15 protein-coding genes and 1 other RNA gene are annotated in these 21,270 nt (G+C 35.2%); 8 read left to right on the forward strand and 8 right to left on the reverse strand.

Annotated elements, in window-relative coordinates; translation table 11 throughout:
- Positions 1–123: 123 nt before the first annotated feature.
- Positions 124–1,545 carry an ATP-dependent DNA helicase gene (locus QLS97_RS15630; RefSeq protein ID WP_282717959.1) on the reverse strand — a complete coding sequence of 474 codons (1,422 nt, stop codon included), beginning with the start codon at positions 1,543–1,545 and terminating at the stop codon, positions 124–126.
- Positions 1,546–1,658: 113 nt separating this feature from the next.
- On the opposite strand from QLS97_RS15630, the gene QLS97_RS15635 reads away from it, so the two are divergent.
- Entirely contained in the window at positions 1,659–2,465 is an 807-nt protein-coding gene (locus QLS97_RS15635) for a DUF3822 family protein (protein WP_282717961.1), read from the forward strand.
- Positions 2,462–3,061, forward strand: a complete 600-nt coding sequence (locus tag QLS97_RS15640) for an RsmD family RNA methyltransferase (protein ID WP_282717963.1) — start codon at positions 2,462–2,464, stop codon at positions 3,059–3,061. The genes QLS97_RS15635 and QLS97_RS15640 overlap by 4 nt, the downstream gene beginning before the upstream one ends.
- Positions 3,062–3,091: 30 nt before the next feature.
- Here the strand turns inward: QLS97_RS15640 and QLS97_RS15645 are convergent, their stop codons facing one another.
- The 3 genes from QLS97_RS15645 to rnpB all read right to left on the reverse strand — a co-directional run bounded on the left by QLS97_RS15645 (position 3,092) and on the right by rnpB (position 5,117).
- A complete protein-coding gene (locus QLS97_RS15645) occupies positions 3,092–3,649 on the reverse strand; it encodes a hypothetical protein (RefSeq protein WP_282717964.1) in 558 nt (185 codons plus the stop codon).
- A 94-nt stretch (positions 3,650–3,743) separates the two neighbouring features.
- Positions 3,744–4,673: a ketopantoate reductase family protein gene (locus QLS97_RS15650; RefSeq protein ID WP_282717965.1), complete on the reverse strand. Its 930-nt coding sequence runs from the start codon at positions 4,671–4,673 to the stop codon at positions 3,744–3,746.
- 126 nt (positions 4,674–4,799) lie between these two features.
- Positions 4,800–5,117: RNase P RNA component class A (rnpB, locus tag QLS97_RS15655), an RNA gene on the reverse strand.
- Between the two features lie 121 nt (positions 5,118–5,238).
- On the opposite strand from rnpB, the gene QLS97_RS15660 reads away from it, so the two are divergent.
- The 3 genes from QLS97_RS15660 (at position 5,239) to dnaX (ending at position 8,007) form a co-directional block, all read left to right on the forward strand.
- Positions 5,239–5,547, forward strand: a complete 309-nt coding sequence (locus QLS97_RS15660; RefSeq protein ID WP_282717966.1) for a hypothetical protein — start codon at positions 5,239–5,241, stop codon at positions 5,545–5,547.
- A 62-nt stretch (positions 5,548–5,609) separates the two neighbouring features.
- Positions 5,610–6,722, forward strand: coding sequence for a class I SAM-dependent methyltransferase (locus QLS97_RS15665; protein WP_282717968.1), 1,113 nt, complete (start codon positions 5,610–5,612; stop codon positions 6,720–6,722).
- Between the two features lie 199 nt (positions 6,723–6,921).
- Complete coding sequence (gene dnaX / locus QLS97_RS15670) at positions 6,922–8,007, forward strand: DNA polymerase III subunit gamma/tau (protein WP_282717969.1); 1,086 nt, start codon at positions 6,922–6,924, stop codon at positions 8,005–8,007.
- A 97-nt stretch (positions 8,008–8,104) separates the two neighbouring features.
- Here dnaX and QLS97_RS15675 read toward each other — a convergent pair whose 3' ends face one another.
- Complete coding sequence (locus tag QLS97_RS15675; RefSeq protein WP_282717970.1) at positions 8,105–8,230, reverse strand: hypothetical protein; 126 nt, start codon at positions 8,228–8,230, stop codon at positions 8,105–8,107.
- Positions 8,231–8,237: 7 nt separating this feature from the next.
- Between QLS97_RS15675 and QLS97_RS15680 the strand changes: the two genes are divergently transcribed.
- Complete coding sequence (locus QLS97_RS15680) at positions 8,238–8,654, forward strand: DNA polymerase III subunit gamma/tau (RefSeq protein WP_282717971.1); 417 nt, start codon at positions 8,238–8,240, stop codon at positions 8,652–8,654.
- Between the two features lie 21 nt (positions 8,655–8,675).
- Here QLS97_RS15680 and QLS97_RS15685 read toward each other — a convergent pair whose 3' ends face one another.
- The 3 genes from QLS97_RS15685 to QLS97_RS15695 all read right to left on the reverse strand — a co-directional run bounded on the left by QLS97_RS15685 (position 8,676) and on the right by QLS97_RS15695 (position 12,238).
- Positions 8,676–9,566 carry a Ppx/GppA phosphatase family protein gene (locus tag QLS97_RS15685; RefSeq protein WP_282717972.1) on the reverse strand — a complete coding sequence of 297 codons (891 nt, stop codon included), beginning with the start codon at positions 9,564–9,566 and terminating at the stop codon, positions 8,676–8,678.
- A gap of 102 nt (positions 9,567–9,668) precedes the next feature.
- Entirely contained in the window at positions 9,669–11,756 is a 2,088-nt protein-coding gene (gene ppk1 / locus QLS97_RS15690) for a polyphosphate kinase 1 (RefSeq protein WP_282717973.1), read from the reverse strand.
- A complete protein-coding gene (locus QLS97_RS15695; RefSeq protein WP_282717975.1) occupies positions 11,753–12,238 on the reverse strand; it encodes a SixA phosphatase family protein in 486 nt (161 codons plus the stop codon). Before QLS97_RS15695 ends, ppk1 begins: the two co-directional genes overlap by 4 nt.
- A gap of 526 nt (positions 12,239–12,764) precedes the next feature.
- Between QLS97_RS15695 and QLS97_RS15700 the strand changes: the two genes are divergently transcribed.
- Positions 12,765–20,204 carry an MBG domain-containing protein gene (locus QLS97_RS15700; RefSeq protein ID WP_282717976.1) on the forward strand — a complete coding sequence of 2,480 codons (7,440 nt, stop codon included), beginning with the start codon at positions 12,765–12,767 and terminating at the stop codon, positions 20,202–20,204.
- A gap of 151 nt (positions 20,205–20,355) precedes the next feature.
- Positions 20,356–21,264: a PorP/SprF family type IX secretion system membrane protein gene (locus QLS97_RS15705; protein ID WP_282717978.1), complete on the forward strand. Its 909-nt coding sequence runs from the start codon at positions 20,356–20,358 to the stop codon at positions 21,262–21,264.
- The last annotated feature ends 6 nt before the right edge of the window (positions 21,265–21,270 follow it).

Genomic DNA, 21,270 nt, shown 5'->3' on the forward strand with positions numbered 1-21,270 from the left:
TCGCGTCTCACATAATATATGCGATTCATCGCGTCTCACATGATATTCTCAACTATATGTTAGACGCGATAAATCGCGTCTCTAGGGGAATCAACACAACAACCGGAATCCAAACGATACAAATTATTCTACAAAATTCTCATCTTTAAAACCTATCAAATATAATTTATTTTTTGCTCGGGTCATTGCAGTGTACAACCAGCGAATGTAATCTCTATTGATGCCATCCGGCAAATACGGTTGTTCTATAAAAACGGTATTCCATTGTCCACCTTGTGATTTATGACAGGTTATGGCATACGAGAATTTCACTTGCAAACCGTTGAAATATTCGTTGGCTTTCACTTTCTGGAATTGTTTGTACTTCGTTTCTCCTTCGTAATCTTTCAACACTTCCTGATACAATCTATTGGATTCTTCATAGGTTAAAGATGGCGATTCGCTTTTTATGGTGTCCATTAATAATACCGTTTCAAACGGAATCTGATTGGGGTAATCAATCATTCGAATTTTTACTTTGGCAAACTTAAAACCGTACAATTCTTTGATATTGAAAATTTCTAATATTTCGATAATATCACCATTGGCAATAAAACCCGCTTCATCAGAATCTTTCAACCAAAAATAATTGTTTTTTACCACCATCAAGAAATCTCCTGTGGAAAGTTCGCTTTCTTTATCGAGGATTTTAGTTCTGATTTGCTCATTATATTGATTCGCCCTTTTATTCGAACGAACAATAAACGCGGTGTCTTCTATACTATAATTACTGTAGGCAGAATTGATGGCATCTTGAATATCATAACCATCGGTCAACCGAACAATATCTTTGAATTTCTTGACATCAAATTTGAATTCATCTATAAAGGAATCTTTCAATAATTCCCGAAGTTCAGTTGCGTTATGCAAAATCCCAGAATTTTCTTCCTGACGCATGACTTCGTCTAATTCAATATGTTCTACTTCTTTGTCATAATTCATTCCCAAAGTACGAATGTCCAAAGCCGGACTGATATCCAAATTTACCGGAGGCAACTGAGCCGTATCTCCCAATAAAATCATTTTGCAATTGGTTCCCGAATAAACATACGAAATCAAGTCATCAAGCAAAGAACCATTTTCATATAACTTGGAATCGGAATTAGTATCCGAAATCATCGAAGCTTCATCGACTATGAAAATCGTATTCTTATGTTTGTTTTGTTGCAAGGTAAATGAAACACCACCACCAGAAGATTTCTTAGGAAAATAGATTTTTTTATGAATCGTAAAAGCTGGTTTGTTCGAATAATTGGCAATTACTTTTGCCGCACGACCCGTTGGTGCCAACAAGACATATTTTTTATTGATGTCCAATAAACTATTTACAATCGTAGAAATAACGGTCGTTTTTCCCGTTCCCGCATATCCTTTTAATACGAAGATGGTTTTATTATCGGTATCGGTTAAAAAAATTGCTATTTTTTGAAAAAAAATGTCCTGTTTATACGTGGGTTGAAAAGGGAACTTTTTTTGTAAAAGACTATAAAACAGGGAGGAATTCATGTGGAGTTGCTTGCTATGAAATGAACATCAAATATAAGTATTAAGTATTAATTACTATTAATAGTTATTATTATAATTTGTAAGTTTGCGTTGTTGAAAAAATCAATAGTATTATGAACATAGCCGAAAAAAAATATAAAAAACTTTCCATTCAAGTTTCCTTGACGGGGCTTTCTTTTTGTTGTTTTGACACGCTAAATAATACCGTAACTTCATTTAACGAAGTACATTTTGATACCTTTCATAAAGCCACAAAAATTGAAGATTTGTTTGCCGATGCTTTTAGAGAGCATCCAGAATTAAAAGATTCGTATGATGAAATTTTGGTGATTCATAATAATAACCTTTCGACTTTTGTACCTGAACCGTTATTTGACGAAAACTTTTTAGGAAGTTATTTGCAATACAACACTAAAGTTTTTGAAACCGATTTTTTCGCTTTTGATGAAATTTCAAACTATCAAATGAATGCGGTTTACATTCCGTATGTGAATATCAATAATTTTTTCATTGACCAATTTGGTGCTTTCGATTACAAACATGCCAACAGTATTTTGGTTTCCAAATTATTAATTGCTTCCAAAAATAAGGATGAGAAAAAAATGTTTGTACATATTAATACAGGTCATTTTGAAATCATTGTGGTTCAGAACCAAAAATTATTGCTTTTCAATTCTTTCGATTACAACACGCCGGAAGATTTCTTGTATTACATTTTATTTACTGCCGAACAATTGAATTTAAATCCCGAGAACTTCCCATTGGAACTAATCGGAAATATTGATACCGAAAGTGATTATTATAAAATCGCTTACAAATACATTCGCAACGTTTCTCTTATTGATGTAGAGGATTTGCGATGGAACAATTATTTTTCTGAGGCCGAAAACAGAAATCATTTTATACTTTTCAACTCATGAGAATCATTTCAGGAAAATACAAAGGAAGACGCATTTTTCCACCAAAAGGATTGCCCGTTCGTCCCACAACCGATATGTCTAAAGAAGCATTATTCAATGTTTTGAACAATCATTTCAGTTTTGAAGGACTTAAAATATTAGATTTATTCGCAGGAACCGGAAACATCAGTTACGAATTTGCCTCAAGAGGAAGTACGCCAATCACTTCTGTTGATGGTGATTTTGGTTGTGTAAAATTTATCAAGCAAGTCGCAGCCGAATATGATTTTAATATTGCAGCTACAAAAAGTGATGTTTTCACGTATTTAGAAAGATGTAAAACGTCTTATGATATTATTTTTGCGGATCCACCTTATGCTTTGGACCAAAAAACTTTTGAGAAAATTATCTTATTAGTTTTCGAAAAAGAATTACTTAATGAAGATGGAATGATGGTAATCGAGCATTCGAAATATACCAAACTGGATCACATGATTCACTTTTCGTTCCAAAAAAGTTACGGAGGTTCTATTTTTAGTTTCTTCGAAATAGGCTCTGGTGAAAAAGAAGAAGATTCTGAAAACGAATCAGACCAAAACGATGGTGAAGAAGAATAATTTCGATAATATATTAAACATTTAAAGTAATTATTCACCAATTACCCAACCCAAAGTAAAGTTTAAAACTACAGCTAATTCACTGTCGTTTTTGTCAAAATTATAACCAACACCCATATTCAAATCAAGATTAAAATTGCCTTTGTACGTTCGTTGAAAACCCCAAACCGGCGCTACAGTTATCGATGCATTTTTGGGTAAAAAGTTATCATTCGTATAAATTGATTTGAAATTATATAAAGCGGCCATAGCAACAAATCCTCCTGAATTATGAGACGTAACTCTTCCCTTTTCTGTCCTTTTCTCTAAATTATAATAATGACGAAACTGTTCATTAATGTAAGGATAGAAGGTCCAGGTTTTTCCAAAACTATTCGATGTATATCCATAACCTAAACTCAATTCTGAGTAAAGTGTATTTTTATCACTTAGACCATGTTCGTAAACAAATCCGGGAAGTAATACATTAATTTTAAATTGACTTTTTTCTACAGCTGGTTTTTCTTGTGCGTAAGTGTGTGAAATTGTTATTAAAATAAAAAGAGCTACAAGAGCTACTTTGCCATTTTTAAATACTGATAATTGCATGTATAATTATTATTAAGTTGTCGATATATCATCTGATTAAATCGGGAGCAAACATAATAATTAAATTCTAATTTGTCAGAATTTTATTTTAAAATTAAGCTTGATCTCTCCTTAATTTGTCTAAAATCATCTTATACATAGGAGTTGCAACACCATATTTCTGACCTGCTTTTACCACATATTCTGTTAAGGAAACTACTTCGGTATTTCTTCCTGCCAATAAATCTCTATGCATAGATGAGGTAGCATCTTTTGGAGTTTTTTCGAGTTTGATAATTGTTTGAGCAACAATATCATTGGGCAACGCTAACCCTTTTGCAAAAGCGACAGCAGTTATCTCGTTTAACAGTGAAATATAAACCGCTTTATTTTCAGGATGATTCAAAATCCCTCCTATGTTTTGATTTAAATAGGAAGTTGCTGAAGCCAATGCGGAAATAAAAACAAACTTTTCCCACACCGTTTCTTCAATATTTTCTACAAGATAACTTTCGATATTGGCATTTTCGAAAATGGATTGTAGTTCATTCAATTTGGAAGCCGGAGCATTTTTAGAACCAAAAAATAGTTTTTCATAAAGTCCTATTTTCTTGATAATTCCCGGAGATTCAATCATCGAAACAATATACACACAACCTTGCAAAACGATATTTTCAGGAAATAGTATTTGTATGCGTTCCGTGGCATCGACACCATTATATAAAGGTAAGATTATCGTGTTTGGCGTAATGCAATTTATTATGGATTCAAAACTGGTTTCGATGTCATAGGTTTTAGTCGCACAAATTAGGTAATCCAGTTTCCCAATTTCATCTGGATTATTCGAAACCAAACTAGGGAAAACAATTATTTCATTAGTATCAGCAATAATTTTCAATCCATTTTTGGCTATTGCTTTTTGGGTTTCGCCTCGGGCAATAAATATGATTTCGATAATATCTGATTCAAAATAAGCTTTGGCTAATAATCCTCCAAAATAACCACCTACTCCACCGAGTCCTAAAATCCCAATTCTTGTTTTCATACCTGCTATTTAAAAATTAAACCATTAAGAAATTTAGAAAATTAAGCATTGCTACTTAATGAAACTTAATTTCTTAATGGTTCTTTTTAGATTTCACAATCCTTACTTTTATTAAATATTTTAATAAAAAAATGCAGACCTATAAGCCGGATTCTGTCTCCGATAAATCGGAGCCTTATCATTTATCTAGATCCCGAATTACTTCGGGACTCAAGCTATCTACCCTTCAGCAACGAACGAGACGCCCTTAAATGCTGATATACTTGATATTTCACCGCATAGAGTTTACCTGGTTTCACTACAGCATTACCTGTACATACTTTCTGTTGCACTTGTCCTAATCCAATTACTTGAACCGACGGGGGTTACCCGCTATGCTTCCCTTTGGTGTCCGGACTTTCCTCCCTTTTGATTGCTCAAAACGGCGATAAGGCGGTCTGCGGTGCGAAATTACAACAATTTTTCATCTATCTCAATTTTAGATTATTTACTTTAACATCCATTTCACAATTACTTAATAATAAAATAGTTACCTTTATAAATAACAATTAATCTTCCATTAATCATGAAACCAACGTACCATTATACCACCGTTATAGAGGCCCTAGAAGATCTAAAAGAAAAAGGTTTTACCTATGATTTTAATATTCATCAAGATGATATTAAAGCTAATCCACATAAATATGAAGTAAAACATGTGTATCGCTACGAAGGTGATACTGATCCCGGTGAAGAATCAGTGGTTTATGGAATCAGTTCTGATTCAGGTGAAAAAGGAGTTTTTGTAGCTGGTTTTTCCGCAAATTCAGATAATGATGCCGCACTTGTTTTGGAAAAATTATGCATTGAAACCGGTGGACAATGCAAACTCTAGCTTCCGTATTGCTACTTACTTTTGAGAAATAGAACTTCAAAAAATTTAATTATTTAAGTTCGATGCTACTTTCCGAAATCATAATACTGCGAATCAAAAAAGTAGGACCCATCTCTTTTCGGGATTTTATGGAGATGGCTTTATACTATCCAGAATTGGGATATTATAATTCTGCCCAAAACAAGATTGGAGCAGATGGTGATTTTTATACCAGTGCAAATCTTACTGCTGATTTTGGCGCTATGATAGGTCGCCAAATAGAAGAAATGTGGCAAAACTTAGAAAAAAAACCTTTTAAAATAATTGAATATGGAGCCGGAACCGGTTTATTATGTCATGATATTTTAGATTATCTGGAGACTAACATCCCTTTATATGATAACCTAACCTACTGCATTATCGAGAAAAGCACCATAATGCGGGAAATTCAAAAGAAACATTTAAGCAAAAAAGTAAACTGGTACAACTCCATTAAAGATATTCCTGAAATTAACGGCTGTATTTTATCAAATGAATTGATTGATAATTTCTCCGTTCATCAGGTAATTATGGAAGAACAACTTCAGGAAGTATTTGTTGATTATAAAGAAGGTTTCATTGAAATTTTAAAACCTGCAACAAAAGAACTTATACAATATTTCAAAACATTAAATGTCCATTTACCTAAAGGATTTCGAACAGAAGTTAATTTGGAAGCCGTATCTTGGATAAAAGAAGTTTCTCAATCCTTACAAAAAGGCTATGTAATCACGATTGATTATGGCTCATTATCGGCTGAATTGTATAACAATCGGAGAAGTTTCGGGACACTCTTGTGTTATTATAAACATCACAAAAGTGACAATCCGTATCAGTTTATTGGCCAACAAGACATTACGACGCATACAAACTTTTCAGCTTTATCACATTGGGGTTTACAATACGGAATAGAACCTTGTGGAATAGTGAATCAAGCAGAGTTTTTGTTAGCACTTGGTATTAAGGAATATCAAAATTCAACTTTGAATAATAATCCAACTAATTTAGCATTGGCCATGCAAGAGTCACTTATAAATTATAGATTATTAATGGACATGGGAATGAAATTCAAAGTATTAATACAACAAAAAGGAGTACCAGAATATCCATTATCCGGTTTGAAATTTTTAAATTCCTCAAGAGCATTATATTCCTGAAATTACAATTTATTAGGAGCAATTTCCAGCTATCCGTTGCAATCTTATTCGCCGAACCCCGGCTCATAAGGATTTTCTCTTCTATCTGGGCTAGGGAATTTGGGAAATAAAAACCATTTGAAAAATTATAAAATCTTTCAATACTTAAATTTTTCCATCATTAAATTAAAACCTATATTTGCTTTCGAATAAAAATTCTATGGAACAATTTGTAGTATCGGCACGTAAATATCGTCCTCAAACATTTAAAGATGTTGTAGGACAAAAAGCCATTACCAATACTTTATTGAATGCCATAGAAAGCAATCACTTAGCTTCGGCATTATTATTCACAGGACCTCGTGGCGTTGGAAAAACTACTTGCGCCCGTATTCTCGCTCGAAAAATCAATCAGCCAGGATATGACGATCCAAACGAAGATTTTGCTTTTAATGTTTTCGAATTAGATGCTGCATCCAACAATTCCGTTGATGATATCCGTAATCTAATCGACCAAGTTCGTATTCCGCCACAAACGGGACAATACAAAGTGTATATTATCGATGAGGTTCACATGTTGTCTTCGGCAGCTTTTAATGCTTTCTTGAAAACATTGGAAGAACCGCCAAAACATGCCATTTTTATTTTGGCTACGACCGAAAAACATAAAATTATTCCAACGATACTTTCTCGTTGTCAAATATTTGATTTCAAAAGAATTACCGTAAAAGATGCTAAGGAACATCTTGCCGAAGTAGCCACCAGTCAAGGTGTAAATTTTGAAGATGACGCTTTGCATATTATTGCTCAAAAAGCTGATGGTGCGATGCGTGATGCTTTATCCATTTTTGACCGAGTAGTTTCTTTTTGTGGAAAAGATTTAACACGTCAAGCCGTTACGGAAAACTTGAATGTGTTGGATTACGAAACGTACATCAATGTAACCGATTTAATTTTGGAAAACAAAATTCCAGATTTATTAATCGCTTTCAATGAAATTCTTGCCAAAGGATTTGATGCACATCATTTTGTATCCGGATTGGCCTCTCATTTTAGAGATTTATTGGTTTCAAAAACACCTGCTACTTTATCTTTATTAGAAGTAGGAGAACAAGCACAACAAATGTATGGCATGCAAGCGCAAAAATGCAGTCAAGACTTTCTTTTGAAAGGAATTGAAATTGCAAATGATTGTGATTTGAAATACAAGCTGAGTCAAAATCAACGACTTCTTGTTGAACTTTGCCTAATGCAACTTGCCTCTATCACTTTTGATGGAGAAAAAAAAAAGTTGAGCAATTTATAATTCCTCCTACTTACTTTAGAAAGAACGATTACTCAATTGTAGAAAGTCCAAAAGCTAAAATAGAAAGTATTGCAAACACTCCAATTGTAGCGACAGTTCAAGAAAAAGAACCGGAAGCTATAGTTAGTGCTCCTTCAGTTCCCACCCCAACAGTAAAAATTGACATTCCACAATCTAATGAACCAAAGGTTTCTGCGTTTTCATTAGCTAGTATTCGTGCCAAAAAAGCATTGGAAGAAAGCACCAGAGGGATTGTAAAAGAAGTAGCGCATTTACCCACAGAATCTTTTACCGAAACAGAAATGTTATTGCATTGGAACAAATATGCACAACGTTTAGGGGATAAAGGCTATAAAATTATGGAGTCGTTATTACTTATTAACGATCCTAAACTAAACGGAACTTCTATCACAATTGAATTACCAAATGAAGGTTCTAAATTAGATTTTGAAAAAGAATTGAATGGACTTTTGGGACATTTAAAAGGACATTTGCACAATCACGACATCACAATTGAGGTTATTGTGAATGAAAGTATTGAGAGTAAAAGAAGCTTTAACGACCAAGATCGATACAATAGACTACATGAAATAAATCCAAATATTGAACTTTTACGAACAACATTTGGATTAGATTTAGATGCTTAAAATAATAAAATTAGGAAAAAATTATATCTTTCCATAATACATGGCTTTAACAATACCGTCAGAAAGTCCAATTTTAGGAACATAAATATTTCTTGCTCCACTCCATTTCATAGCATTCAGATAAATTCTGGTTGCCGGAATAATTACATCGGCGCGATCCGGATTTAATCCTAATTCTGAGATTCTTTGTTCGTACGAAAGTGAATTCAAAAAAGCGTATTGGGAATTCATATAAATATATGACAATGGCTTTTCTTGTATTTTTCCGGACATCTTGAAAAGCTTATTAATATTCCCCCCGGAACCTATTAAAATGACTTCTTCATATTCTTCCGTATTTGTTTTGATCCATTTTTCAATTTCATCCCATACTACATCACAAACCATATCATTTAATAAACGTACAGTTCCTGCTTTGAATGATCTTGAATTAATCATTTTACCATTAGAGAATAATGTAAACTCTGTGCTTCCACCACCAACATCTACAAAAAGATAAGTCTGATCTGTTTTTAGTAAATGGTGTAAATCTGTTGAAGCGATTATTGCTGCTTCTTTTTTACCATCAATAATTTCTATTTTTATGTCGGCTTTTTTCTTTATTAATGCAACAACTTCTTTAGCATTATAGGCTTCACGCATTGCAGAAGTTGCAAAAGCCATATAACGTTCTACTTTATGTACCTTCATCAAAAGATTAAAAGCTTTCATAGCATCGCACATCCTTTCCAGATTTTCTTCTGAAATTTCACCTACAGTAAAGGCATCTTGGCCAAGACGAATTGGAACACGCACTAATGAACTTTTATTAAACTGCGGTTCTTTCCCTTCTTGTTCTACAATATTTACAATCAATAAACGCATGGCATTAGAACCAATATCGATTGCAGCATATCTTTTTATTTTAATCATTTTGGATTTGATTCGTTTATTCTTTTAGTAATTAATTGGTCTATTTATTAATTCTAAAATCAAAAAATTATTGAAAACATTAAACTAAACTGGAACAAATAATTACACTATTTCCTCCGTTTTTGATTCTAATTCAACCTTACGTTGATAATATTTATAGGTTTCTAATTGTGCTCTAAAAACAGGATTATGATTTCGAACTCTATATTTATTATCTAATTTATAAGAATGAAAACGGGCTTTTACATTCCCTTTCCAACCTATATCGAAATTATCGATTAACTCATTTTTTATTTCCTGATCATATATTGGACAGGTAACTTCAACACGTCCATCGAGATTTCTGGTCATAAAATCAGCTGATGAAATGTAAACTTCCGTTTGTCCCGCATTTCCAAAAATATAAATTCTAGAATGCTCTAAATAATTATCTACAATACTTATAGCTTCAATATTATCGCTCATTCCTGGAATTCCTGGAATCAATGAACAAATTCCTCTAACTTCAAGTTGAATTTTCACTCCTGCTCTACTGGCTTCGTATAATTTATCTATCATTTCAAAATCAGATAAACTATTCATTTTTAGTTTTATATGCGTTTTTCTTCCTGCTAATGCATGCGTAATTTCTCTGTCAATTAATTTTATAAATCGACTTCTGGTGTAATGCGGTGAAACAATAAGATGTTTGTAGCGATGTACTCTGTAATTAATATCAAAAAACTCAAATATTCGCATAATATCTTTCAGAATTTGTTGATGACTCGTAAAAAGAGTTACGTCTGTATACACTTTTGCTGTTGATTCATTGAAATTTCCTGTTGAGATAAAACCGTATCGTTTTATTTTATTATTCTCATTTCTTTCAATAACACATATTTTACTGTGTACTTTTAGTCCTTTTATTCCAAAAATTAATTCAATGCCTTCCGTTTGCATTTGCTCTGCATAAGAAATATTAGAAGCTTCATCAAAACGGGCTTGCAATTCGATTTGAACAGTCACTTTTTTTCCGTTTTTGGCAGCATTTATTAGCGAACTAATAATTTGAGAATTTTTGGCCAATCGATATAAAGTAATTTTAATCGAAGTTACTTTTGGATCTAATGCCGCTTCACGCAAAAACTTAGTGAGATACGAAAAGGATTGATAAGGGGCATTAAGTAAATAATCTTTTTCGCTGATTTTTTCTAACATACTGCCTTCAAGACTCAATCCAGGAATTGGCAAAGGATCATTCGTTTTGTATAATAAATCAAATCGACCCAGATTTGGAAAATTCATGTAATCGCGTCTGTTGTGGTATCTTCCTCCAGGAATAATACTGTCAGTAGAAACGATTTTCATTTTATCAAGAAAAAATTGCAAAGTATCTTCTTCTATTAATTGGTCATAAATAAAGCGAACCGGTTCACCAATTCTACGATCTTTAACACTCAATGATATTTTTTCAATCATACTTTTACTTAAATCACTGTCGATGTCTAACTGAGCATCTCGGGTGATTTTTATCATGTGTGCAGAAACGCTTTTGTAGTCAAAAATATTGAAAATACTACTCAAATTATGTCTAATCACATCATCCAATAGTATGATATAATGTTTTTCATTATTTGATGGCAGAACAACAAAACGGTTGATTGTTTTTGGAATTTCGATTACAGCATAACGAACTTCTGAATTTTGATTCATAACCAGTTTTATGGCTAAATATCCCGAAGTGTCCTTCAATACAGGAAATTCTGCTAAATCATTCAAAATTATAGTTACTAATTCAGGACTTAATTTTTGAATAAAAAAGTCTTTCAAAAAGATTTCCTGCTCAATTGTAATATCATTTTCAGTGATAATAAATATATTTTCCGTCTCAAGTTCAGCTTCAATAATATTTAATATTCGTAAACTTTCTGATTGTTGCTGGATTACAATTTCGGTGATGTCTTTTACTAATTGCTGAGCAGAAATACCTCCAAGATACTTTTCTCCAGTTATTCCTGTCAGACTTAATCGTCTGATGGCTGCAAAACGAACTCTGAAAAACTCATCTAAATTATTCGAAAAAATACCTAAAAATCGTAATCTATCTAATAGAGGAACTGAATTATCACCAGCTTCTTGAAGTACTCTGGCGTTGAAGGCTAACCAACTTTTTTCTCTGTCAATGTATTTATATTCTAATACTTTATTCATCTTAAATCTTTGGGAAATATTATTTTTTTTATTTTACCTTTTTTAATTTTTTTCCAATCATCGGTATCAAATTTTAAAGATACAAATCCGCTTGTAGGAATATTATCAATATAATCATCCCCAAATTTATTAACAAAATTTGTAATTGCACCATTATGTCCGAAAACAATAACACTTTCGAAAAGATTACTGCAAGATTTAATAATTTCCTCCAGTTTCTTTTCATCAAAGGTATAAAGGTCGTCTTTGTAAACGATACTTTCTATAGGATAGGCAAAATTTTGAGCAAAAATTAACGCTGTGTTTGTTGCTCTTTTTGCAGAACTTGTCCAAATAATATAGGTTTTGGGAATAAAATCTTTAGCATGAGTAGAAACAAGATGAGCATCTTTCATCCCTTGACAAGTCAAACCACGATCTTTATCATGCATTGGAACTTCCCAACTTGATTTTGCATGCCGAACTAAAATTAGATTTTTCATACTAACACTATTTATTTATCAATGGCATTTTCTCAATTTATTTGAGCATACAAATTACAAAATAAATTTTAAATGCAATTGCTTATTTAAATTCAAATGATTAAAATACCGTTAACTTATAAAAATTTCTATTGTATAAATGAAAAAGAAGTAAAGCCATCAATAAATTCATTTAAAAAAAAAATACTCTTACAAAAAAATTATAGAAACTACATCTAATCAATATTTTATAAGTAACTTAATCTTACTTTTTTTATCAATAAAAAGTTAAAATTTAGACTTAAAAAAACCATCTATACTGTAAAACGAACTGGTTTTTACATTTAAAAACTCAATAAAATGCCTTGTTACGGCTGTTTTTGAATGAAAAATGTGAGTTTAACGACTTTTTAGGTTATTCAAGGATTAAATTATAAATAAAAAATATATGTAAGTATTTTTGCTGAAAATTATAATTTTTGGTAAAATCCATAATTAGAATTGATTGAAATTGCCCAAATCTACATATTAAATTTACCCGTAGCGCATGAAAAAAAAACTACCCCAAACTAATAAAGTTAGGAGTACTGTAAATTGTTATTTATTTATACTTCCGTTTTTTATTTTTTTATCTACATCCGTTTTCGCAGAAGGAACTCCTACTCTTTCTCCAAATGCAAATAATATTACTGCTGTATTGAGCGCACCAGATTTATCTAATGGATCTTACTTTAATGCGCCTGAAGACAATAGAATTTATTTCAATATTGCCAACGCATCGACAGAAAACTTATATTTTGGTTTTGACTGGAGAGAATATTCTGTCGGAAATCCTAATAGGATAAATAATTTATATTATCGTATTAGAAGACCTGATGGAACAGTAGCTGTTACCGCATTATGGAATAGCGCTAATAGTGTTGCTGGTAGTATTGATAGCCATGCAAAAGCATTAGCAGGTCCAAATATTGGAAGTGTAACCACTGGATATACTCCATTAGTATTTGACCCTACAGTCTCTGGAGAGCATTGGATTGAATTTTACAGAAGTAATGATGGTGGTGTTACACCACTAACTTCATCTGCAGATAGATCCGTTGGTGCTTTATTTGACATGACTGTAGCTAATAATACAGGGACTTTCGGTAAAAAAAGTGGTCGTTTACATTCTGACAAATGGGGTTTTGTCGCTGTAACACCCTCTTATGGCAATACTACAACTGCCACTTCTGAGTCAAATTTTTATGCATATACTGATGATAAAGTCGTATTATTTATAGATTTTAATCCTGGTTTTCAACCTATCGCTTTTAACGTTGCTGTTAATAGCTATGGTGTTTCTCAGACTGGTGGTTTTAATATTACACGTAGATCAGTAAATGCTGCTACTTCTCCATCATTATTGAATGGGTTTAAAGTTTTTTTAAACAATCCTGATTCTAATTTATACCCTATAGCATCAATACCTGCTGCACCAACTTTTCTTAATCCTGCAATAATCAATTGCGGTCCTTACTTGGTACGATTTAATATTTCCGAAGCTGGAGATGTTAAATTATTTTTTGATTTAAATGGGGTTTCAGGTTATCAAAATGGTACAAACGATAGAATCATCGAGGCTTATGGTTTACCAACAGGGGACAACTCAGTCTCTTGGGATGGTCTTGATGGATTAGGTAATGTTGTTAATGATGGCTCCACAGTAAATTTAACTTTAAACTTTCTTAAAGGTAGATTTAACCTTCCTTTATACGATGTTGAATTAAATACAAATGGATTTAATGTTTCTTCAATTGCTCCAATTGCAATCGCAAATTCTCAGATGTTTTGGGACGATTCACAATTGACGAATGTTGGTTCAACTTGCTTAACAGACGGAAGCACCTCTGAAAACAATACTACCGGAGCTGGATTAAACAATTCATTAATAGGAACTACAAGTCCTGGTCGCGCTTGGAGTGCTAACGGAAATTTACTTCAAACTATTCCTGCTCTTTCATCTGGTTCAAATGAAACAGATGGAACCACTTGTAATGACTATGGAAATGTAAGATTACTGAATACTTGGGGTTGGGGTTTAGCCAGTGCAAGTGTAAGTACAAATATTTTCAAAGGTTGTTCTGATTTAAAAGTTGTTAAAACTGTTAGTAATTCAAGTCCAACTTTTGGTAGTGACGTTACTTTTACAATTACGGCAAGTAATTTAGGAGTTAGTAATGATACTAATGTTGTCATAAATGATGCTATTCCTAATGGCTATACTATTGTTAGCGTTACTCCTTCGACAGGGACTTGGTCTTCTCCAAATTGGACAATCGGAAATTTTGCAAAAGGAGCTACGGCTACTTTAACGGTTATTGCAAAAGTTAAGAAAGCGGGAATTTATGCAAATACGGCAACAATTTCTGGGACAAATAGTGATCCTGTTGCTGAAAATAATACTTCTACATCAACTCCAGTTCCATTAAATTCAATTGTCGATGCAATTAATGATGCAGGAACTACTGTATATGGATCTACTAACGAAACCGCTATAACCAATGTGCTTTCAAATGACACATTGAATGGTGTGGCTGTAGTGCCTGCTCAAGTCAATACGACTTTTGTCTCTGCAACCAATGCTGGAATCACGCTTTCTGGTACCAATGTAATAGTAGCCGCGGGTACACCTGCTGGTTCGTATTCTTTGGTATACCGAATCTGTGAAATACTTAATCCTAGCAATTGTGATAATGCTACCGTTACTGTAACCGTTACTCCTAAAGTACTTAATGTGACTGTGGTGGCCGATGATCAAACGAAAGTATACGGAGGCCTTAATCCTGCTCTTACCGCTACCGTAACAGGTGCCGTAAACGGCGATGTGATCAACTATACCTTGGCCACTACCGCTACCCAGTTCTCTAACGTAGGGCAATACCCTATCGCAGTGACTTTGGGGACGAATCCAAACTATACCGTGGCTTCCACCAATGCTACTTTGACCATTACGCCTAAAGCAATTGATGTGCTGGTGGCTGCTGTGGATCAAACCAAAGTATACGGGGATGCGAATCCGGAACTTACCGCTACCGTAACAGGTGCTGTAAACGGAGATGTGATCAACTATACCTTGGCCACTACCGCTATCCAGTTCTCTAACATAGGACAATACCCTGTCGCAGTGACTTTGGGAATGAATCCAAACTATACCGTAGCTTCCACCAATGCTACTTTGACCATTACGCCTAAAGCAATTGATGTGCTGGTGGCTGCTGTGGATCAAACCAAAGTATACGGTGACATGAATCCGGAACTTACCGCTACCGTAACAGGGGACGTAAACGGAGATGTGATCAACTATACCTTGGCCACTACCGCTACTCAGTTCTCTAATGTAGGGCAATACCCTATCGCAGTGGCTTTGGGAATGAATCCAAACTATACCGTGGCTTCCACCAATGCTACTTTGACCATTACTCCTAAAGCAATTGATGTCCTAGTGGCTGCTGTAGATCAAACCAAAGTATACGGTGACATGAATCCGGAACTTACCGCTACCGTAACAGGTGCAGTAAACGGAGATGTGATCAACTATACCTTGGCCACTACCGCTACCCAGTTCTCTAATGTGGGTGACTATCCGATTGCTGTGACTTTGGGAACCAATCCAAACTATACCGTGGCTTCTACCAATGCTACTTTGACCATTACGCCTAAAGCAATTGATGTCCTGGTGGCCGCTGTGGATCAAACCAAAGTATACGGGGATGCGAATCCTACGCTGACTGCTACCGTAACGGGTGCCGTAAACGGAGATGTGATCAACTATACCTTGGCCACTACCGCTACCCAGTTCTCTAACGTAGGACAATACCCTATCGCTGTGACTTTGGGGACGAATCCAAACTATACCGTGGCTTCCACCAATGCTGCTTTGACCATTACGCCTAAAGCAATTGATGTCCTGGTGGCCGCTGTGGATCAAACCAAAGTATACGGGGATGCTAATCCGGAACTTACCACTACCGTAACAGGTGCCGTAAACGGAGATGTGATCAACTATACCTTGGCCACTACCGCTACCCAGTTCTCTAATGTGGGGGACTATCCGATTGCTGTGACTTTGGGGAACAATCCAAACTATACCGTGGCTTCTACCAATGCTACTTTGACCATTACGCCTAAAGCAATTGATGTCCTGGTGGCTGCTGTGGATCAAACCAAAGTATACGGGGATGCGAATCCGGAACTTACCGCTACCGTAACAGGTGCCGTAAACGGAGATGTGATCAACTATACCTTGGCCACTACCGCTACTCAGTTCTCTAATGTAGGGCAATACCCTATCGCAGTGACTTTGGGAATGAATCCAAACTATACCGTGGCTTCTACCAATGCTACTTTGACCATTACGCCTAAAGCAATTGATGTCCTAGTGGCTGCTGTAGATCAAACCAAAGTATACGGTGACATGAATCCGGAACTTACCGCTACCGTAACAGGTGCCGTAAACGGAGATGTGATCAACTATACCTTGGACACTACCGCTACTCAGTTCTCTAATGTAGGGCAATACCCTATCGCAGTGACTTTGGGAATGAATCCAAACTATACCGTGGCTTCTACCAATGCTACTTTGACCATTACGCCTAAAGCAATTGATGTCCTAGTGGCTGCTGTAGATCAAACCAAAGTATACGGTGACATGAATCCGGAACTTACCGCTACCGTAACAGGGGACGTAAACGGAGATGTGATCAACTATACCTTGGCCACTACCGCTACCCAGCTCTCTAATGTAGGGCAATACCCTATCGCAGTGACTTTGGGTGCGAATCCAAACTATACCGTGGCTTTTACCAATGCTACGTTGACCATAACTCCTAAAGCAATTGATGTGCTGGTGGCCGCTGTAGATCAAACCAAAGTATACGGGGATGCGAATCCGGAACTTACCGCTACCGTAACAGGGGACGTAAACGGAGATGTGATCAACTATACCTTGGCCACTACCGCTACTCAGTTCTCTAATGTGGGTGACTATCCGATTGCTGTGACTTTGGGAACCAATCCAAACTATACCGTGGCTTCTACCAATGCTACTTTGACCATTACGCCTAAAGCAATTGATGTGCTGGTGGTTGCTGTGGATCAAACCAAAGTATACGGGGATGCGAATCCGGAACTTACCGCTACCGTAACAGGTGCCGTAAACGGAGATGTGATCAACTATACCTTGGCCACTACCGCTACTCAGTTCTCTAATGTAGGGCAATACCCTATCGCAGTAACTTTGGAGACGAGTCCAAACTATACCGTGGCTTCGACCAATGCTACTTTGACCATTACTCCTAAAGCAATTGATGTCCTAGTGGTTGCTGTAGATCAAACCAAAGTATACGGTGACATGAATCCGGAACTTACCGCTACCGTAACAGGTGCCGTAAACGGAGATGTGATCAACTATACCTTGGCCACTACCGCTACCCAGTTCTCTAATGTGGGTGACTATCCGATTGCTGTGACTTTGGGTACAAATCCAAACTATACCGTGGCTTTTAACAATGCTACTTTGACCATTACTCCTAAAGCAATTGATGTCCTAGTGGCTGCTGTGGATCAAACCAAAGTATACGGGGATGCGAATCCGGAACTTACTGCTACCGTAACAGGTGCTGTAAACGGAGATGTGATCAACTATACCTTGGCCACTACCGCTACCCAGTTCTCTAACGTAGGACAATATCCTATCGTAGTAACTTTGGGGACGAATCCAAACTATACCGTGGCTTTTAACAATGCTACTTTGACCATTACTCCTAAAGCAATTGACGTGCTGGTGGCTGCTGTGGATCAAACCAAAGTATACGGGGATGCGAATCCTACGCTGACTGCTACCGTAACAGGTACCGTAAACGGAGATGTGATCAACTATACCTTGGCCACTACCGCTACCCAGTTCTCTAATGTAGGGCAATACCCTATCGCAGTGACTTTGGGTGCAAATCCAAACTATACCGTAGCTTCCACCAATGCTACTTTGACCATTACACCTATAGAAATTAATGCTGTAGCGGATACCAATGCGATTCCTGTAAATGGGACAACCGGAGGTAATTCAGGAGTGAATGTTTTAACTAACGATACATTAAACGGATTACCTGTTAACCCTACGGATGTAGTATTAAGTTCTACACCAAACGGACCATTGACTGTTAATCCTAATGGAACTGTAAGCGTAGCACCAAACACACCGGCGGGAAGTTATACCATAAACTACGCTATTTGTGAGGTGTTGAACCCAACCAATTGTGATACGGCAACTGTTACTATTGTTGTTGCAGCTCCTGCTATTAATGCTGTAGCGGATACCAATGCGATTCCTGTAAATGGGACAACCGGAGGTAATTCAGGAGTGAATGTTTTAACTAACGATACCTTGAACGGATTACCTGTTAACCCTGCGGATGTGGTATTAAGTTCTACACCAAACGGACCATTGACGATAAATCCTGATGGAACTGTAAGCGTAGCATCAAACACACCTGCGGGAAGTTATACCATAAATTACACTATTTGTGAGGTGTTGAACCCAACCAATTGTGATACCGCTACGGTTACTATTATTGTTGCAGCTCCTGCTATTGTCGCTAACAATGATGCTTATTCAAATATTAATTGTACTTCATTTGGTGTAATTGGTAATATATTAGCTAATGATACTTTAAATGATAATCCGGCTAAATCAGAAGACCTTAACATTACAATGGTTTCAGGAGAGAATTCAAATATCACATTCGATAATCTTGGAAATATTAATGTTCAAATCGGAATAGCTAATGGCTCATATATACTTACATATCAAATCTGTGAAAAGATAAATCCGACCAATTGTGATACGGCTACAATAACGATAAATATTCAAGATGCAACAGCTCCTGTTATTGCTGAATTACCAGTCGCTTCAATAATATCTTGTGGTTTGACACCTAACTTTGCTCAAGCTTTGGCAACTGATACCTGTGGTTCTATAAACTTAACATTCCTTGACCTAACACTACAAGGAAGTTGTATTGGCTCTTACACAATAACAAGAACTTGGACTGCAACCGATTCATCAGGGAATACTGCTACTGCTTCTCAAGTTATTAGTGTTCAAGATACAGCTGGTCCAACTACAACAACTGCTTTTACAGCTATAGTTAATGTAAATTGTGATGCAATTCCAACTAAGCCTGAACTTGTGTTTGTAGATAATTGTTCTACAGTTTCACCGGCTATTTTTACTGAAAACATCATAAACAGAACAGAAAATTCTTATTCGATCATAAGAAAATGGTCCGTAGCTGATGCTTGTGGAAATGCATCTGAGTTTACTCAAACTATCAATGTTACTATTCCTAATAGTGTTGTAACAATAAATAGTTCAATTTGTAATGATGGAGAAATCACTACGACCAATCTTAATGATTTGTTACCAATGGGAACTCCAACAAACGGAACTTGGGTAGATGTAAATAATTCCGGTGGTTTACAAGGAAGTATTCTTAATGCTTCTGGTCTTTCAGTTCGAGATTATACATTTGAATACAAAATTGACGATGTTACTTGCCCTAGAACTGTAAGAGTTGTCATGACGGTAAATACTGGTTGTGGTGGTATTGTATTAGCTTGTGGAACTATATTAGTACATAATGCTATTTCTCCAAATGGAGACGGAATTAATGAAAAATTCATAATCGATAATATTGATGACACCGTTTGTTATCCAGATAATACGGTAGAGATATATAACCGTTGGGGTGTATTGATTTTTGAAACCAAAGGATATAATAATACAAGTAATGTATTTGATGGTAGTTCACGTGGTAGAACAAACGTTAGTCAACCTACTGGTTTACCTACTGGAACTTACTTCTATATCTTGAATTATACCTCTGTTGATAATGATGGAAAAATCATAACCAATAAAAAAGACGGATATTTATATATCGTAAATAATTAAAAATTTAATACATGAGGACAAAGAATCCTCATGTATTATAAAATTAAAATAGCCCTATTTTCTAAATAATAAACCCTAAAATTTATCAAACCGACCTGCCGGATTCTTATAAATGAGTTCGATAGATAATTTAAAATAATAAATATCTACTATGAAAACAAAATTATTTTCTTTCGTTTTGATGTTTACAGCCTTTGTAAGTTATGCGCAACAAGATGCTCAATTTACTCAATACATGTACAACACAATCAATATTAATCCTGCTTATGCTGGATCAAGAGGTGCTTTAAGTATTTTTGCGCTACACCGTACACAATGGGTAGGACTTGATGGTGCTCCAGTTACCAATGCTGCTTCTGTCAATACGCCTCTCAACGAAAGTAATTTAGGTTTGGGAGTATCGATTATAAATGATAAAATTGGACCTACCACTGAAAATACGATTTCAGCGGATTTGTCATACACTGTTCCTACTTCTGAAACGTTTAAACTATCTTTTGGAATCAAAGCAACTGCTAACTTTTTCAATTTGGATGTCAACCGATTAAATCCTGTTGACGATGATCCAAGTCTGCATGATTTCAATAATAAATTTACACCTAATATTGGAGCTGGTGTTTATTTACATTCTGATAAAGCTTATCTAGGGTTTTCAGTTCCCAATTTCATCGAAAGCAACCGTTATGATGATAATGAAGTAGCCATTTTTAAAGAAAAAATTAATTACTACTTAATCGCAGGCTATGTATTTGATGTAAATGAGTCCATAAAATTTAAACCCGCATTATTAACAAAAGTCGTTGGTGGTGCTCCGCTTCAAGTCGACGTATCAGGAAATTTTATGTTCAATGATAAATTTGTTGTTGGGCTAGCATACAGATGGTCTGCGGCACTAAGTGCAATGGTTGGATTTCAAGTTTCTGACGGAATGTATATAGGATACGGTTATGACCATGAAACCACTAATTTAAATAATTATAATTCCGGTTCCCATGAAATATTTTTACGTTATGAAATATTTAAAAATAATGGTAAAATTATAACTCCAAGATTCTTCTAAAAACAA

The organism is Flavobacterium yafengii, assembly GCF_030010375.1.
In the GTDB taxonomy this organism is placed as follows: Bacteria; Bacteroidota; Bacteroidia; order Flavobacteriales; family Flavobacteriaceae; genus Flavobacterium; species Flavobacterium yafengii.

Coding starts and splice junctions, on each gene's coding strand:
- ppk1 (WP_282717973.1), bottom strand. CDS start 11,756: ATGAATAAAGTATTAGAATATAAATACATTGACAGAGAAAAAAGTTGG.
- QLS97_RS15695 (WP_282717975.1), bottom strand. CDS start 12,238: ATGAAAAATCTAATTTTAGTTCGGCATGCAAAATCAAGTTGGGAAGTT.
- QLS97_RS15630 (WP_282717959.1), bottom strand. CDS start 1,545: ATGAATTCCTCCCTGTTTTATAGTCTTTTACAAAAAAAGTTCCCTTTT.
- QLS97_RS15700 (WP_282717976.1), top strand. CDS start 12,765: ATGAAAAAAAAACTACCCCAAACTAATAAAGTTAGGAGTACTGTAAAT.
- QLS97_RS15650 (WP_282717965.1), bottom strand. CDS start 4,673: ATGAAAACAAGAATTGGGATTTTAGGACTCGGTGGAGTAGGTGGTTAT.
- QLS97_RS15640 (WP_282717963.1), top strand. CDS start 2,462: ATGAGAATCATTTCAGGAAAATACAAAGGAAGACGCATTTTTCCACCA.
- QLS97_RS15665 (WP_282717968.1), top strand. CDS start 5,610: ATGCTACTTTCCGAAATCATAATACTGCGAATCAAAAAAGTAGGACCC.
- QLS97_RS15685 (WP_282717972.1), bottom strand. CDS start 9,566: ATGATTAAAATAAAAAGATATGCTGCAATCGATATTGGTTCTAATGCC.
- QLS97_RS15660 (WP_282717966.1), top strand. CDS start 5,239: ATGAAACCAACGTACCATTATACCACCGTTATAGAGGCCCTAGAAGAT.
- dnaX (WP_282717969.1), top strand. CDS start 6,922: ATGGAACAATTTGTAGTATCGGCACGTAAATATCGTCCTCAAACATTT.
- QLS97_RS15705 (WP_282717978.1), top strand. CDS start 20,356: ATGAAAACAAAATTATTTTCTTTCGTTTTGATGTTTACAGCCTTTGTA.
- QLS97_RS15635 (WP_282717961.1), top strand. CDS start 1,659: ATGAACATAGCCGAAAAAAAATATAAAAAACTTTCCATTCAAGTTTCC.
- QLS97_RS15645 (WP_282717964.1), bottom strand. CDS start 3,649: ATGCAATTATCAGTATTTAAAAATGGCAAAGTAGCTCTTGTAGCTCTT.